We start from the raw sequence: 15365 nt of genomic DNA, 5'->3' as shown, positions 1-15365 counted from the left end.
GGTATAAACATCACACTATATCACCATTCAAATATCTGAAAAATAAAGTCAAATATGGCTGAGACAGGGGTGGAAAAACTTAAGCTCATGGTGGTAGATGATGAGCCAGATAACCTAGATTTACTCTACCGCACTTTTAGGCGAGATTTTCAAGTATATAAAGCCAATCATGCCTTTAGCGCTCTGGAAATCTTGGATCAATTTGGCGAAATGGCGGTGATTATTTCTGACCAACGAATGCCAGAAATGAATGGCACCGAATTTTTTAGTCGCACCGTAGAGCGCTTTCCAGACACAATAAGGATTTTGTTAACTGGTTTTACTGATGTCGAAGATTTGGTGGATGCCATTAACTCTGGTCAGGTATTCAAGTACATTACCAAACCTTGGAATCCAGATAAACTGCGGGCATTAGTTGAGCAAGCCACTGATACATATCGCGTAGTTAAGAAGCGCACCCAAGAGTTGCGTCGGGCCTTACAGCGAGAATCTTTGTTTAATGCGGTAACAACTGCAATTCGGGAGTCTTTAGACTACGACAGTATGCTGCAAAAAATTGTAGCAACCATTGGACAAACATTTGACGCTACCAGTTGCTTGCTCAGACCAGTAGAGGGCGATCGCCTGATCCAAGATCAGTTCTCATACCACGATCCAAAATCCAAGGTATCAGATTGCTTCTTCGACTCCAGTATTTTAATTGAAAAAGTGCTGGAAACCCGTCATTATCAACTTACTCAAGAAATATACGAGGGCAACCCCTGTCACCATCTGGTTGTGCCACTTAGCTACCAACAGCATTTGTTGGCTGTGCTGGCCCTCCACCAATGGGGACGCGATCGCCCTTGGCAAGATGAGGACATCCAACTAATTGCAGGTGTTGCGGAACAAGCAGCCTTAGCCCTCTCTCAAGCAAAACTCTACCAGCGCCTCCAAGAAAAGCAACAGCAGATTCATAATGAGTTGGAGGTGGCTCGGCAAATTCAATACAACTTGCTACGTCAAAGTTTACCTGACATCAAAGGTGTGAAAGTGCAAGCCTGCTGTTACCCAGCCCGGGAAGTAGGAGGCGATTTCTTTGAAGTATTTGTTCATCCCAAAGGCGATTTATGGTTAGCAGTAGGTGATGTCTCTGGTAAGGGCGTACCAGCAGCTTTATTTATGGCTAGTATTATTTCAGTTTTGCGCCGGGAATTATCTCAAGAAACACCAGCCGAGCCGAATGTGGTCATGCAAAACCTCAATCACGCTCTGAGTGAAGATTTAATTAGCAATAATTATTTCGTCACTCTTGTGTTAGCTTGTTATACCCCTAGTACTAAGGAACTGGTTTACACAAACGCTGGTCATATCTATCCACTGCTATGGTCGCGCCAAGACGCTTTAGCCAACAATCCTCATTACCTCAAAGTCCGCAGCGTGCCTTTGGGAATCTTACCCAAGTGGCAGGCACAGTCTGGTCGTTTGGTTCTTGCTGCTGGAGACACATTGTTACTAGCCAGTGATGGGATTACAGAAGCAATGATTTCAAATAATTCTGATTTAACAGTAAAAACCGGATCTGATGTTGAGGTAATTAACCGTTCTATGTTAAACCAAGATGGTCTTTGGCAACTGTTACAACAAGAGGAACAACCGCTTTCTCTCAACCATTTACTAGCTCGCATCCAGGCAGATAATAACGTTCAAGAAGACGATCAAACTATACTTTCGCTGGAGATTTTGTAAGTCGTGAAAAGTGAGCTTCATGTACCAAGTGACTTGAATTTTCTGAATATTGTCGAAAACTGGTTGCTGGGATGTTTGAAAATTCAGTTAGGAGAATCTGTAGATTGGTCGCGGCAATCAAGTCGTTTAAGATTGGCTTTGGTGGAAGCTTACTCAAATGCTGTCCGTCATGCCCACAAAGATAAACCAAATCTACCGATTTTATTGCGTTTAGAAGTCAAGGATCGGGATTTTGCCCTAGAAATTTGGGACTACGGCGAAGGATTTGATATGTCTAACTATTACGCTCCAAACCCATTGGAAAAACAAGAAGGTGGTTATGGTTGGCTGATTATGAATCGTCTCATGGATAAAGTAGATTACCAGTTGCAGATTGATGGTGCTAACTGTCTCAAGTTGGAGGCTACTTTACCCGAATTAGTCAAATAGCCAAAAGTTATTTATAGGAATTTTTGATGCCTAGATTTTGTTTTGGGTAATATCAAACATTCCCGAAGATATTATAGTTATTTACTATTTTTCACGACGGAAAGAAAGTAACTCTTGGGGAGAAGCTAAAAGTTTGATTCGAGTATATAAAATTTGCCGTTGTTGGTTGAGGATAAATAACCACAAAACATTTACACTACACCACGAAGTTTGGGCTTTCCCTGTCACCTGGACTTGGATCTCACCGGTTTCTAAAGTCTCGGCTATTCCTGTGTTGGGGTAAGCTTTAACGTTTTGTCCTTCTTTTTTTAAATAGGCTGCGATCGCATCTGTCCCCACAATATCAGATTCAAATGGCGGATGCATCACACCCTCTACCGCAAATAAGGCAGCAGTTGCCTCAAATTCTCCTGCATTCAAGGTTTCAAAATAACGCAGTACACTTGTTTCTGTAATTCCCTCAATCTGGAATTCTTCTTTCAACTGTGCTGGGGATATAAATTCAGCAGAGGTCATAAAATTAGCTGTATTATGCTGGCTGAATATTCATTTCAATACAAAAATAGGTAAAAAGAAAGCTGCTTTTGAGATAGATTTTCACATTTGTATAAATCTTCCTCACGATGGAAGTAGAAAAAGCAACAAATATTAATCAAAGGTATTGACTACGTAATGTATAATTTACTTGCCTTTGTTTAGGCAAAATCCAGATAAAAAAAATGAGTCAGTATTCCGTAACAAGCAGTAGTGTGGTGAAAAAAAAGGCCAGCGAGTTGGGCTTTCACAAAGTTGGAATTGCTGCTGTAGATAGGGTAGATGCCACAGAAGCGCAGAGGTTACAAGCATGGATTGAACTGGGTTATCACGCCGATATGGAATGGATGGCTAACCCAAAACGTCAGGATATCCGGTTAGTGATGCCAGAAGCGCGATCGCTAGTGTGTTTGGCGCTAAATTACTACACACCACATCAACGTCCCGTTCGCGTAGCGTCTCCGTCAGGAGAAGGCAAAGAATTCGCCAAAATTTCCCGTTATGGTTGGGGAAGGGATTATCACAAGGTGATGCATAAGAAACTCAAGCAGCTATCTACATGGCTAGAATCACTGGATGAAAGTGTAAGAGTTCGTTATTACGCAGACACTGGGCCAGTACAAGATAAAGTGTTGGCTCAACTTGCCGGAATTGGTTGGATTGCCAAGAATGGTAATGTGATTACACGAGAATATGGCTCTTGGGTATTTTTGGGAGAAGTGTTAACGAATTTGGAACTAGAGAGCGATCGCCCCCATACAGAACACTGCGGTAGCTGTACTCGTTGTCTTCAAGCTTGTCCTACGGGTGCAATTACTCAACCTTTTGTTGTGGATGCTAATCGCTGCATCGCTTATCATACAATTGAAAATCGGGACGACAAACTGCCAGAGACAATCACACCCCATTTGCAAGGCTGGGTTGCTGGTTGTGATATTTGCCAAGACGTTTGTCCTTGGAATCAACGTTTTGCCACTACAACTGATATTGAAGAGTTTCAGCCTTATCCTGAAAATATTGCTCCCCAACTGCTAGAATTAGCCCAAATCTCAGATCGGGAGTGGGATAAACGATTTCGAGCATCTGCCTTGCGGCGGATTAAGCCAGAAATGTTACGACGCAACGCCCTAGCTAATCTTGACGCATCCAGGCAAATAATGACCCCGAAAGTAATTATCTTTGATTTTGATGGCACTATTGCTGATACAGTAGATGCCCTTGTAAGTATTGCCAATCGTCTAGCTGTAGACTTTGGTTTTATACACATAAGTCCAGAGCAATTAGCCCTCCTTAAAAACTTAACATCGAGGGAAATTATTAAGTACTCAGGAGTTTCTCTATTTAAAATACCTTTTCTAGTTAAAAAAGTTAAAGGAGAATTAAAAAACAAAATCCCAGAATTAAAACCAATTCCGGGAATTAAAGAAGCATTAATAGAACTGCAAAATCAAGGATATAAACTCGGCATTATCACTTCTAATTCTAAAGATAATGTTACGCAGTTTCTCACCATCAATGATTTAAATCACCTGTTTGATTTTATCTACTCAGGAATTACGATTTTTGGCAAAACAACCATAATCAATAATGTATTGAAGCAAAAGCAACTCCAACCTGAAGAAGTTATTTATGTCGGAGATGAAACCAGAGATATAGAAGCATCAAAGAAAGCAAATATCCAAGTTATTGCAGTAACTTGGGGTTTTAACTCGCCGGAAGTACTAGCCAAACAAAATCCAGATTATTTAATTCAGCAACCTAGCGAACTGCTAGAAGTAATGAATGGTTGTTAGTTAATAAACAATCTCTATAAATTAAATATGCATTATCCATAAATATTTTAGAGACGTAGCACAGCTACGTCTCTACATTCTTTTCCACCAGATGTCTAAATTTTGGGTTAGGAAAAGTTATTTTTTCGGTTGACCCTTTTCCAAAGCTTGTTCTACTAGTTCATCACTGACACTAGCTACGCCCTCAGTATTAGAATTGCCAACTTCCTTTGCTAACTCTACATAATCGTCAGGATTACCAGTTGACTGCGTTTGAGTTTTTGTTTCTTGTGGTGTAGAGGTTTGATATTTAGGTGCAGTTGCTGCTTCAGCTGCTGCTGCACCTTTACCAGTGCGATCGACTTCACTAACGCTGAATTTTTGTGCAGCTGCATAATCATCATCAAAATTGACCTTTGGTGCTTCTTCTTCACCACTAGCTATGCTATCAGCAGCTAATTGGGCATCATGGGTGGAAGTTTCATTTAAATTGGGCTTTACTTCATCTAAATTGGGCTTTGCTTTATCAGACATAACTAAAAACCTTAAGGTAAATTTTTATTGCTGTAACAACAGTAACAAGTTAATGTGCCACTTCATTGCCTCCTTCAGAGAGACTTTTACCTCTATTAAAAGGTAGATTAAAGCTAGATTTTTTAAGTAATTTAACTCTTTCTATCGGTACTAGAATCTGACACTCAAACTCTGGTAACACTTAGTTTGGTGTATTAAATTTCGCTGGAGACAAAATTATGACTGCAAGTTACGACAAAACTATTTCTCAAGCCCAGAGCGATGAAACTCAAAAATTGGTGGACGCGTTTAACGCCTTAGATACCGATGCCAAATTAGCTTGGTTCTATCTTGTTTATAAAAAGATGGGTGATTCAATTACGCCAGCTGCTCCTGCTGCGGCTGAACCAGAATTAGCACCACTTTTGCTAGGAGATTATTTTGAATTATCCGATGAGCAGCAACTAGATATTATGCGGGATATTGTTAACCGCAAAGATACAGAATATTCTCGTGCTTATGGGGCGATCAAAGAAAACAACCAGTTGTTAGTTTGGTATGCTTGGGCAGTAGCTATGGGAGATAAGGTGGTTGGATTACCTGCTAGCTACCAGCCAGCTAAGGTGATTAATGATTTGGTTTCCCAAATTGAAGGACTAGATTTTGAAGAACAAATGTCAGTGTTTCGGACAATAGCTGGTGAATTTGGTTACACCGATGTTAAGCCGATCGCAACGCAAGCAGAAACTGGTAAAACGTCGAGTTTGTAATCAAATCAAAATCCCAGAGAAAACTGCTGTAATTTATCACACAGAAAGGTTACTCAAGTCGGCTGGGGTGAGGTTGGAGTGTACCACTTCACCATCGCGGAACCAAACGATGCGCTGGGTTTGGCGGGCAACTTCTGGCTCATGAGTTACCATAACAACGGTGATTCCACTGGCATTGAGTTCGCTAAAAATATCTAAGACTTCTTGGGTTGTGCGCGAATCAAGTGCGCCTGTGGGTTCATCGGCTAGGAGTACTACAGGACGATTGACGATCGCTCGGGCGATCGCTACTCTTTGTTGTTGTCCACCAGATAGTTGAGTTGGTTTGTTGTTGAGGCGATTTGCTAAACCTACCCGCGTCAATGCAACCGTTGCGCGATCGCTTCTTTCTTTGGGATTCACACCAGCATACAACATTGGCAAGATCGTATTTTCTAATGCAGTGAGTTGGGGCAATAAATGGAATTGTTGGAAGACAAACCCCAGCTTTTTGTTGCGAATGTGCGCTAACGAGCGATCGTCCATCTGCGCCACATCAATATTATCTAAGTAATAATGTCCGCCTGTGGGTCGGTCTAGACAGCCAATAATATTCATCGCTGTGGATTTACCTGAACCAGAAGGCCCCATAATTGAACAATATTCACCCTCATTGATAGTCAAATTGACTTTGTTGAGTGCTTTAACCTCAGTTTCGCCACTGCCATATATTTTATAAATATTCTCCAAACGGATAATTGTCGATTTTGGTACGGGATTGTGAACTAGAGAATCTGTAGTTGAAATAATATTTGGCATAATAATTTACTTATTAGTCAATACTAGAGTTCCATTTTTTGATACAGTGATGCTTTGTCGAACGCTCTCATCTCCATGTCGTCCCAGGTATCGCTCCCCCAATCGCTCCATCCATACCTACCTCTCACCGCTCTTGCACCGATGCAGGACGTGACAAACCTCTGGTTTATGAAGGTCATTGCCCAGTACGGCAGCCCTGACTACTTCTTCACCGAGTATTTCCGCGTCAATGATACCTCACGGCTTAATCGTAGCATTCTGACAGCAATTACCGAAAACGACACGGGTCGCCCCGTTTTTGCTCAAATGATCGGCGAAAGTATTCCAGACTTAGTAAGAACAGCAATTGATCTCTGCCGCTATAACATTGCTGGAGTTGACTTGAACATGGGCTGTCCAGCACCTAGAATCTATCGCAAAAATGTTGGGGGTGGATTGCTTCTCTTACCAGAAAAAGTGGATCGGATTTTGGCAGAATTGCGGCAAGCAGTCAACGATCGACCTTTGACCGTCAAGATGCGCCTTGGCTTTGCAAATACAGATACCTTTTACGAAATTCTAGATACGATCAATCGCCACAGCATAGATTTGCTGAGTTTGCATGGTCGCACGGTGAAAGATATGTACCACGGGGCAGTGAAATATGATTTGATAGCTGAAGCAGTCAGACGAGTTAATTGTCCAGTGCTTGCCAATGGCAATATCTACTCTGCGACAACTGCAATTGAAGTGCTTTCTCAAACGGGCGCGGCGGGTGTGATGGTGGGACGCTGGGCAATCGGCAATCCTTGGATTTTTAGTCAAATTCGGCAGGCTTTGCGTTTTGAGCCGATTGTGCCCGTTCCTTTAATAGAGGTACGCAACTATATCGATCGTTTATCGCAAACCCCAACAGCAGCAAATATGCCAGAGCGATCGCGTGCCGGCTACCTGAAAATGTTCCTGAACTACATTGCCCTGAGTGTTGACGCTGAAGGGCATTTCCTGCGACTGATGCGACAAACCTCTACTGAGTTAGAACTGTTGAACCTGTGCGATCGCCTTCTCCTTGCTGATAGTACCAAAACTTTAGCCCTGGCACCCTACTCAGGTGTGTAGGTAACTATTGTGGGCTATCTACATCTTCTGAGGTTCTATTTGGTTTTTTTCAATTCTAGCCAGTTGTAGAGCGGGAACTGAACTCGGTTGAATGCTGTATCAATCATGTAGAGCGGTTCTACAGCACTCAATTAACAACTGGCATAGCCGGGACACCAGAAGCGGAAAGTTTTATCTTATCCCTCGTACAACTTCTTTACTGTCCCGTTGTGTTGATATTTCCATTAAACCTGTAACCCCAAAACATTGGATGCCAATTTGCCAAATTTGAATTAAAGCTGCTTCTCTTGCTTGAGATGTCGTTGTTTCTGAACCTGTAAAGCCTTATGGGTAAAGAATTCCAAACAATCAACTGCTTTTACTAAAGATTTTCTCAGTAACGATCAATTCAAGGACTTACGCATTGACAGAAAAGCCAAAATGGTTAGTTTGTACAGTGCGTAAGTCCAAAATTCCCCGAACATCATATTAGTCTGTAGCTGAAAATTAGCTCTGAGTCAACTTGTATCTACACCGTAGCCTTAAAAAGGGGGATCTATTCTGCGTAAGTCCGAAAAAAGGGAGAAGCAGAGGGGAAACTCCTCTCTCTGCTACTTATCTCCTGTTAATACGACCACTTCCAGTCACGAATTTCCGGCATATCATCGCCGTACTTCTCAATGTAGTGCTTGTGTTCTATGAGTTTATCTAGCATCCCCTGTTTGACATAAGCTGCCCTATATCCTAGTTTGGGCACGCGAGAAATTACGTCCATTACTAGGTGAAAGCGATCGAGATCGTTAAGCACAACCATATCAAAGGGAGTGGTAGTAGTTCCTTCTTCCTTGTAGCCTCGCACATGCAAGTTGTGGTGGTTAGTCTGACGATAGGTTAGACGATGAATCAGCCAAGGATAGCCATGAAAGGCAAAGATAATCGGTTTGTCTGTGGTGAAAATTGTCTCAAAGTCTTTTTCGCTCAAACCGTGGGGATGTTCGCTTTTTGGTTGTAGTGTCATCAAATCGACCACGTTCACGACCCGCACCTTTAAGTCCGGGAAGTGCTGGCGCAGAATATCCACAGCCGCTAAGGTTTCTAAGGTGGGAATATCCCCAGCACAACCCATTACTACATCTGGTTCGCCGCCTTGGTCATTGCTTGCCCATTCCCAAATACCAATGCCTTTGGTGCAGTGTTTGACAGCAGCATCCATATTGAGGTACTGCAATGCTGGCTGTTTACCCGCGACGATGACGTTGACATAGTTGCGGCTTTTTAAACAGTGGTCAGTTACCGATAGCAAAGTGTTGGCATCAGGGGGCAAATATACGCGAACGATCTCTGCTTTCTTATTGATTACATGGTCGATAAAACCGGGGTCTTGGTGGGAGAAGCCGTTATGGTCTTGTCGCCAAACATGGGAGGTGAGTAGATAATTGAGGGAAGCAATCGGTCTACGCCAGGGAATATGTCTGGTTGTTTTCAACCATTTGGCGTGCTGATTGAACATTGAGTCAATGATGTGGATAAATGCCTCGTAGCAGGAGAAGAATCCGTGTCTTCCTGTGAGGAGATAGCCTTCTAACCATCCTTGACAATTAGTTTCGCTAAGAATTTCCATCACTCGACCGTCGGCGGAAAGGTGGTCATCTTCCGGGAGGATTTGGGCTACCCAATCCCGATTTGTGACTTCTAGCACTGCGCCTAAACGGTTTGATACTGTTTCATCGGGGCCAACGATGCGGAAGTTGCGGGTTTCTTGGTTAAGCTGCATGATATCCCGGAGGAATTTGCCTGTAACTTGAGTAGCTTCAGCGATCGCTTGGCCTGGTTTGAGAACATCTACAGCATAGTCTCGAAAGTCAGGCATCTTCAGGTCGCGCAGCAAAATGCCACCGTTGGCGTGGGGATTGTCACCCATGCGTCGATGACCCTTGGGAGCCAGTTCTGCTAGTTCGGGAATTAGCTTACCGTTGCTGTCGAAGAGTTCTTCTGGTTGGTAACTCTTCATCCAATTTTCTAGGAGTTTCAGGTGTTCTGGCTGTTTGGCAATGTTACTCAAGGGAACTTGGTGCGATCGCCAAGAACCCTCAGTTTTTTTGCCATCGACTTCTTTGGGCCCTGTCCAACCTTTAGGGGTTCTCATGACAATCATCGGCCACTGGGGACGTTCAGTGAAACCATGTACGCGGGCTTCTCTTTGGATACTTTGAATTTCGGCGATCGCTATATCTAGAGTCGCCGCCATCTGCTGGTGGACATCTGCGGGATCTTCACCTTCGACAAAGTAGGGCTTGTAGCCGTAGCCCACAAATAAGCTTTCTAATTCTTCATGGCTGATGCGTGCGAGTACTGTTGGATTAGCAATTTTATACCCATTCAGGTGCAGAATCGGCAGTACAGCCCCATCATGCACGGGGTTGAGAAACTTGTTGGAATGCCAGCTAGTTGCTAACGCACCTGTTTCAGCTTCGCCGTCACCCACAACAGCAGCAACGATCAAGTCAGGGTTATCAAAGGCAGCCCCAAAAGCGTGGACGAGGGCATAACCTAGTTCCCCGCCTTCATGGATGGAACCGGGGGTTTCCGGTGCAACGTGGCTGGGAATACCACCAGGGAAGGAGAATTGTTTGAAGAGTTTTTGAATTCCTTCAGTATCCTGGGAGATGTTGTGATAATACTCAGTGTAAGTGCCTTCTAAGTATGTGTTGGCTACTAGTCCAGGGCCTCCATGACCGGGGCCAGCAATATAGATGGTGTTTAGGTCATATTTTTTGATGACCCGATTCAGGTGAGCATATATCAAATTCAGCCCTGGGGTTGTTCCCCAATGCCCCAAAAGTCTCGGTTTGACGTGTTCCAGCTTTAGCGGTTCTCTGAGTAGTGGATTGTCGAGTAGATATATTTGCCCAACTGAAAGATAGTTAGCTGCCCGCCAGTAGGCGTTTATCTTATGTAATTCTTCATCTGTTAAAGGCTTTGTTCGTGGAGTTGTTGCTAATGTCATTTCGACACTCCATTCCAAAAGGATTTTGACGCGTTCATCGGTTCATCAGTAAAAAATTATACTGCTTTTCCAGATGATGGCCATCTAACCCACGATCAATATTTACAGTCTTTGTGACTAAATTCTTTCATTTTTGGCACAGGATGGAAAGCGATCGCTATAAAACGGGCGGTTACGCCGGCAGCTAACTGACACTCTTTGAATTGACACTGATGACTTGGGCATTTCTGGCGGTTTGCGATCGCAGTTAATATCTGTTGCGTTAGTTTCTCCAGATAACGTCCCAACTTACAACGCCATGATTGCCACTCAACTCATACCCAGCGATCGCAGACTCGCTCATAGCGTTGCCATGCCGTTGGCGCAGCCTCTCTTAGAGGATGTTTTAAAAGTCCTCTTGTCGGTATCAAAAGTTTTAGATCCCCCTAAATCCACGCCACATGCTCCACTTAAAAAGGGGGACTTTGATTCCGATTCCCCCCTTTTTAAGGGGAGCCAGCGCGGTCTTGGGGGTTTCCCCCATGAGCGACTGGCGTGGGTTAGGGGGGATCTAAGAGTGCCTAAAATCACAGCAAAATACTTTTCAAACAACCTCTAAGAGTTGGCTTTACGCTGCGCTATCCGCCACTCGTACAGAATTCATGTCTGTTTTCTGACTCCTGACTCCTGAATTCTGTTTGATAATCTAATTATTAATTTCCAACAATCCAGGCGGTGGCGTAATTTCAATGCGATTAGATTTTAAGTCTACAACTGGTGCGATCGCTTCCACAAATGGAATCAAAACAGTCTTTTGTTTTTTGTCATTTGTCATTTGTCCTTTGTCAGTGGCAAAAGATGGGTGGAACTTTACTTCTAGTAAATCATTGCCGGCGGGGATGATATCTACCACAGTACCAACGAGTTCGCCAGATGCTTGCATGAAGACTTCCAAGCCAATCAAATCAAGGACATGATATTCATCTTCGTCTAATTGGGGGCGATCGCTAGCTGGTACCATTAACTTACAACCGCGCAACGCCTCGGCTCGATCGCAAGTTTCCACACCGGCTAATCTGATTACATACAAGTTTTTGTTACTGATATAACGTCCCGTCAATAATTCGATTGGTTGTGGTTCTGTGTCACCTGAACGCAACAACCAACGTTTTCCCGGCACCTCAAATCTTTCAGGGAAATCAGATACAGGATAAACCCGTAATTCCCCAGATAATCCTTGAGGAGAAACAATCTTACCAATTTCTAGCCAATTATCGAGATTGGGGACTGGGGGCTGGGGATTGGAGGCTGGGGATTGGGGCCTGGGGATTGGATCTTTTTGATTTCCCTCTTCCTCCCCTGCTTTTCTGTGCATCTGTGCTTTTGCTCCCTATTTCTTTATTAGCTTCTTCGTGTTTCATTTATATTTTCCCTATTAGGCAGTCACCGCCGCACCTTTATAAGCTTCTTCAGCCACTTTTGCTAAACGTTCCATAGCAGTGGCTATCTCTTCATCCGTACCTGTGAGGCTGATGCGGAAACATTGGTGCTTGTGCGCCCATTCTTCCTCTAAACCAGGGAAGAAGGTACTTCCAGGAACAATAATCACACCAACTTGCTTTAATTGTTGGTAAAATTCCCAGTCACTGATGGGTAAATCCTCTAACCACAACCAAGCAAAAATTGCTCCTTCACCACGATGGAGGAACCAAGGTAAATCCTTGGGCATCGCTTGTTCTAAGCTAGTTTCTAAAACGGTAAATTTATTCTGGTAAAAAGGACGGATGACGGTGTGAGAAATTTCCACTAAAGCGCCAGAGTTGATTGCATAAGCTGCGATCGCTTGGCCGTAACGTGAAGAATGGAGGCTCATATTTGCTTGGAAACACTCCAGCACCTCAATCCACTTTTCATCCCCAATAGCAATCCCAAGCCTTTCTCCTGGTAATCCTGCTTTCGATAAACTCATGCAGTGTAAGATATTATCACCAAACACTGGTGTCATTTCGGTAAAGTTCAATGCTGGGAAGGGAGGCGCATAAGCCGAGTCAATTAACACAGGCAAATTATAAGGCGCAGCCAGGGCAGCAATTTTCTTCACCTCATCATCAGTGAGGACATTGCCAGTAGGATTACAGGGGCGAGAGAAGAGGACACAACCTGTATTTTCTGTAATCGACAGTTGGCTGAAGTCGGGGCGATATTTAAATCTATGGGCGGCTGCATCAATATCAAGAGTTGGTTTGTAGGCAGTTAAGGCTTTTGGAACTAAGCAGATGCCGCCATAACCTGTGTAGTCAGGACTGAGGGGTAAAACGATTTGTTTTAACTCGCCGCTAGGGGTGTAGCCACCGAAGCTATTAACAGCGTAGAAGTAGAGACTTTGACTACCGGGGGTGATAAGAATATTGCGATCGCTTAAGTTTAACCCGTAGCGTTTGTTAAAATCCTTAGCGATCGCTTCAATTAATGGTGCATAACCCTGACTTGAGCCGTAGCGACAAACTACCTCACCATATTCTGGGCTAGCTAAAAGCTGTGCGGTACAATCTCGCCATAACTGCTCTACTTCTGGCAAAATCAACGGATTACCAGCACTCAAATTAATAAACTGCTGCCCTGCACCCCCTCGTAAAGTCTCGATAATATCCTTCATGATTGCTCTTACGCCAGTCAGGTTGGACATTTGAGCGCCAATTTGAGTTAGGGCAGGGTTCATAAGCTGTGACAAAATGTATTAATCGAAGGGTGGACAAAATATTTGGGGGTTGCTGCTGACATCAAGTTTACATCGTTGCTAAAACAGCTGTTGCCAACTTTTACTAATCTAGCTAGAGAATGAAATTTTAACAGAGTGATATTTATGGTTAATAGCGGCGATCGTCCTGATTAAATGGGATGAAGTGATACAAAAGTGTATCATGCGCTCAATGTGTGCAAGTGAAATAATCCTCGTGTTTCAGCACTAGGGAGAACGTCAAATAAATATATAGGAGGGGCTGACGTTGCAAGTTAAAGCAGCAGTAGCTTACGGTGCAGGTAAGCCATTAACAATTGAAACCGTTCAACTAGCGGGGCCACAAGCTGGGGAAGTGTTAGTTGAGGTAAAAGCCAGTGGGGTTTGCCATACCGATGCTTTTACCCTATCTGGTGACGATCCTGAAGGTTTGTTTCCGGCAATTTTGGGACATGAAGGTGCTGGCGTGGTAGTGGAAGTAGGCGCTGGTGTCACTAGTCTCAAACCAGGGGATCGTGTAATTCCCCTATACACTCCCGAATGCCGTCAGTGCGAATATTGTTTGAGTTTCAAAACTAATCTCTGTCAAGCTATTCGTCTAACTCAAGCACGCGGTGTCATGCCCAATGGTACGAGTCGTTTCAGCATCGATGGGCAGATGATTCATCATTATATGGGTACATCCACTTTTGCCAACTATACGGTGCTGCCGGAAATCGCCCTGGCAAAAATTCGGGAAGATGCCCCCTTTGATAAGGTTTGTTACATTGGCTGTGGCGTGACTACTGGTATTGGTGCAGTTATCAATACTGCCAAAGTGGAACCGGGAGCAAATGTTGTAGTTTTTGGCTTGGGTGGTATTGGTTTAAATGTCATCCAAGGGGCGCGGATGGTTGGGGCGAATATGATTGTTGGGGTGGATATTAATCCCAGCAAACGCGCAATGGCCGAAAAGTTTGGCATGACGCACTTTGTTAATCCCAAAGAAGTAGAGGGCGATTTAGTTCCCTATCTGGTTGATTTAACTAAAGGCGGTGCTGATTACAGTTTTGAATGTATCGGTAATGTAAAAATTATGCGCCAAGCATTAGAATGCTGCCATAAAGGTTGGGGCGTTAGTGTGGTTATTGGTGTTGCTGGTGCTGGACAGGAAATCAGTACTCGTCCTTTTCAATTAGTAACTGGGCGCGTTTGGAAAGGTTCAGCATTTGGGGGCGCTAGAGGACGTACAGATGTGCCGAAAATTGTTGATTGGTATATGGAAGGTAAGATAAATATTGATGATTTGATTACTCATGTAATGCCCATTGAGCAAATTAATGATGCTTTTGAATTGATGCACAAAGGTGAATCAATTCGGAGTGTGGTGACTTTTTAATTCGTAATTCTTAATTCGTAATTATAATGGGTTTGTACCGGATGCTTATGCAGACAGTCCTGTTTCAAATAAGATTTAAATCTTTATCGGAAATATAATTATGAATTATGAATTTTTAAATTATGTAGACACTAAAAACCGCAAAATCGGCAAAAGAACTGATGCAAAACTTCTATGAAGCAGACTTCTACAGTTGGACTCAACAACAGGCTGACCTTCTGCGTCATCGTCAATGGAATCAACTTGACCTACCTAATTTAATTGAGGAAATTGAATCTTTGGGAAGAAAGGAACGTCAAGAATTGAGAAATCGTCTTAGTATATTAATCGGACATTTGCTCAAATGGGAATATCAACCAAAGCAACGAAGTCGTAGTTGGTTAGCAACAATTAGAGTACAACGACGAGAAATTCTCAAGTTGTTGAGTGAGAATCCTAGCCTAAAACCTTACCTTGAAGAAGTAATTCAGGATTCATTTCAAAACGGCAGGGATTTAGCGTCGGGAGAAACAAATTTGCCACTCTCAAATTTTCCTAATGAATGTTTATATGCTTTTGAGGAAATTCTGAGCGATCGCTTTTATCCTGGTGAGGCTGCAACTGATGATTTAATGGGATAAAAGCGATGTCTAGGACTATCTAC

Annotated in this window: 14 protein-coding genes and 1 pseudogene; 8 read left to right on the top strand and 7 right to left on the bottom strand. The window is 43.3% G+C overall.

Going from position 1 to position 15365, the window contains the following annotated elements:
• Positions 1-54 precede the first annotated feature (54 nt).
• Positions 55-1728 carry a SpoIIE family protein phosphatase gene (locus CDG77_RS12460; protein WP_094329679.1) on the top strand — a complete coding sequence of 558 codons (1674 nt, stop codon included), beginning with the start codon at positions 55-57 and terminating at the stop codon, positions 1726-1728.
• A 3-nt stretch (positions 1729-1731) separates the two neighbouring features.
• Positions 1732-2157, top strand: a complete 426-nt coding sequence (locus CDG77_RS12455) for an ATP-binding protein (protein WP_094329678.1) — start codon at positions 1732-1734, stop codon at positions 2155-2157.
• An 84-nt stretch (positions 2158-2241) separates the two neighbouring features.
• On the opposite strand, the gene CDG77_RS12450 is transcribed toward CDG77_RS12455, so the two are convergent.
• Complete coding sequence (locus tag CDG77_RS12450; RefSeq protein WP_094329677.1) at positions 2242-2673, bottom strand: ketosteroid isomerase family protein; 432 nt, start codon at positions 2671-2673, stop codon at positions 2242-2244.
• 203 nt (positions 2674-2876) lie between these two features.
• Here CDG77_RS12450 and queG point away from each other — a divergent pair.
• Both queG and CDG77_RS37535 read left to right on the top strand, forming a co-directional pair.
• Positions 2877-3874 (top strand): annotated as a pseudogene (queG, locus tag CDG77_RS37540) (tRNA epoxyqueuosine(34) reductase QueG).
• Positions 3849-4484, top strand: a complete 636-nt coding sequence (locus CDG77_RS37535) for an HAD-IA family hydrolase (RefSeq protein WP_223269797.1) — start codon at positions 3849-3851, stop codon at positions 4482-4484. Before queG ends, CDG77_RS37535 begins: the two are co-directional and overlap by 26 nt.
• A gap of 117 nt (positions 4485-4601) precedes the next feature.
• Here the strand turns inward: CDG77_RS37535 and CDG77_RS12440 are convergent, their stop codons facing one another.
• Complete coding sequence (locus tag CDG77_RS12440; RefSeq protein WP_094329675.1) at positions 4602-4997, bottom strand: hypothetical protein; 396 nt, start codon at positions 4995-4997, stop codon at positions 4602-4604.
• Positions 4998-5215: 218 nt separating this feature from the next.
• Between CDG77_RS12440 and CDG77_RS12435 the strand changes: the two genes are divergently transcribed.
• Positions 5216-5746, top strand: a complete 531-nt coding sequence (locus CDG77_RS12435) for an orange carotenoid protein N-terminal domain-containing protein (RefSeq protein ID WP_094329674.1) — start codon at positions 5216-5218, stop codon at positions 5744-5746.
• Positions 5747-5782: 36 nt separating this feature from the next.
• On the opposite strand, the gene CDG77_RS12430 is transcribed toward CDG77_RS12435, so the two are convergent.
• Positions 5783-6544, bottom strand: a complete 762-nt coding sequence (locus CDG77_RS12430) for an ABC transporter ATP-binding protein (protein WP_094329673.1) — start codon at positions 6542-6544, stop codon at positions 5783-5785.
• A 75-nt stretch (positions 6545-6619) separates the two neighbouring features.
• Between CDG77_RS12430 and CDG77_RS12425 the strand changes: the two genes are divergently transcribed.
• A complete protein-coding gene (locus CDG77_RS12425) occupies positions 6620-7642 on the top strand; it encodes a tRNA-dihydrouridine synthase family protein (protein WP_094329672.1) in 1023 nt (340 codons plus the stop codon).
• Between the two features lie 604 nt (positions 7643-8246).
• Here the strand turns inward: CDG77_RS12425 and CDG77_RS12420 are convergent.
• The 4 genes from CDG77_RS12420 to CDG77_RS12405 all read right to left on the bottom strand — a co-directional run bounded on the left by CDG77_RS12420 (position 8247) and on the right by CDG77_RS12405 (position 13326).
• Entirely contained in the window at positions 8247-10628 is a 2382-nt protein-coding gene (locus tag CDG77_RS12420) for a phosphoketolase family protein (protein ID WP_094329671.1), read from the bottom strand.
• A gap of 95 nt (positions 10629-10723) precedes the next feature.
• Positions 10724-10915, bottom strand: a complete 192-nt coding sequence (locus tag CDG77_RS35390; protein WP_143857014.1) for a hypothetical protein — start codon at positions 10913-10915, stop codon at positions 10724-10726.
• A gap of 398 nt (positions 10916-11313) precedes the next feature.
• The gene (rimM, locus tag CDG77_RS12410) at positions 11314-11982 is read right to left on the bottom strand and encodes a ribosome maturation factor RimM (RefSeq protein WP_094329669.1); all 669 of its coding nucleotides are present in this window, start codon (positions 11980-11982) and stop codon (positions 11314-11316) included.
• 60 nt (positions 11983-12042) lie between these two features.
• Positions 12043-13326, bottom strand: a complete 1284-nt coding sequence (locus CDG77_RS12405; RefSeq protein WP_094329668.1) for a valine--pyruvate transaminase — start codon at positions 13324-13326, stop codon at positions 12043-12045.
• Positions 13327-13612: 286 nt separating this feature from the next.
• Between CDG77_RS12405 and CDG77_RS12400 the strand changes: the two genes are divergently transcribed.
• Positions 13613-14722, top strand: a complete 1110-nt coding sequence (locus tag CDG77_RS12400) for an S-(hydroxymethyl)glutathione dehydrogenase/class III alcohol dehydrogenase (RefSeq protein WP_094329667.1) — start codon at positions 13613-13615, stop codon at positions 14720-14722.
• A gap of 161 nt (positions 14723-14883) precedes the next feature.
• Positions 14884-15342, top strand: a complete 459-nt coding sequence (locus CDG77_RS12395; RefSeq protein ID WP_094329666.1) for a DUF29 domain-containing protein — start codon at positions 14884-14886, stop codon at positions 15340-15342.
• Positions 15343-15365: the final 23 nt, after the last annotated feature.

This window comes from Nostoc sp. 'Peltigera membranacea cyanobiont' 213 (assembly GCF_002245975.1).
Taxonomy (GTDB): domain Bacteria; phylum Cyanobacteriota; class Cyanobacteriia; order Cyanobacteriales; family Nostocaceae; genus Nostoc.
This window is presented reverse-complemented; position numbering and strand designations above follow the sequence as displayed.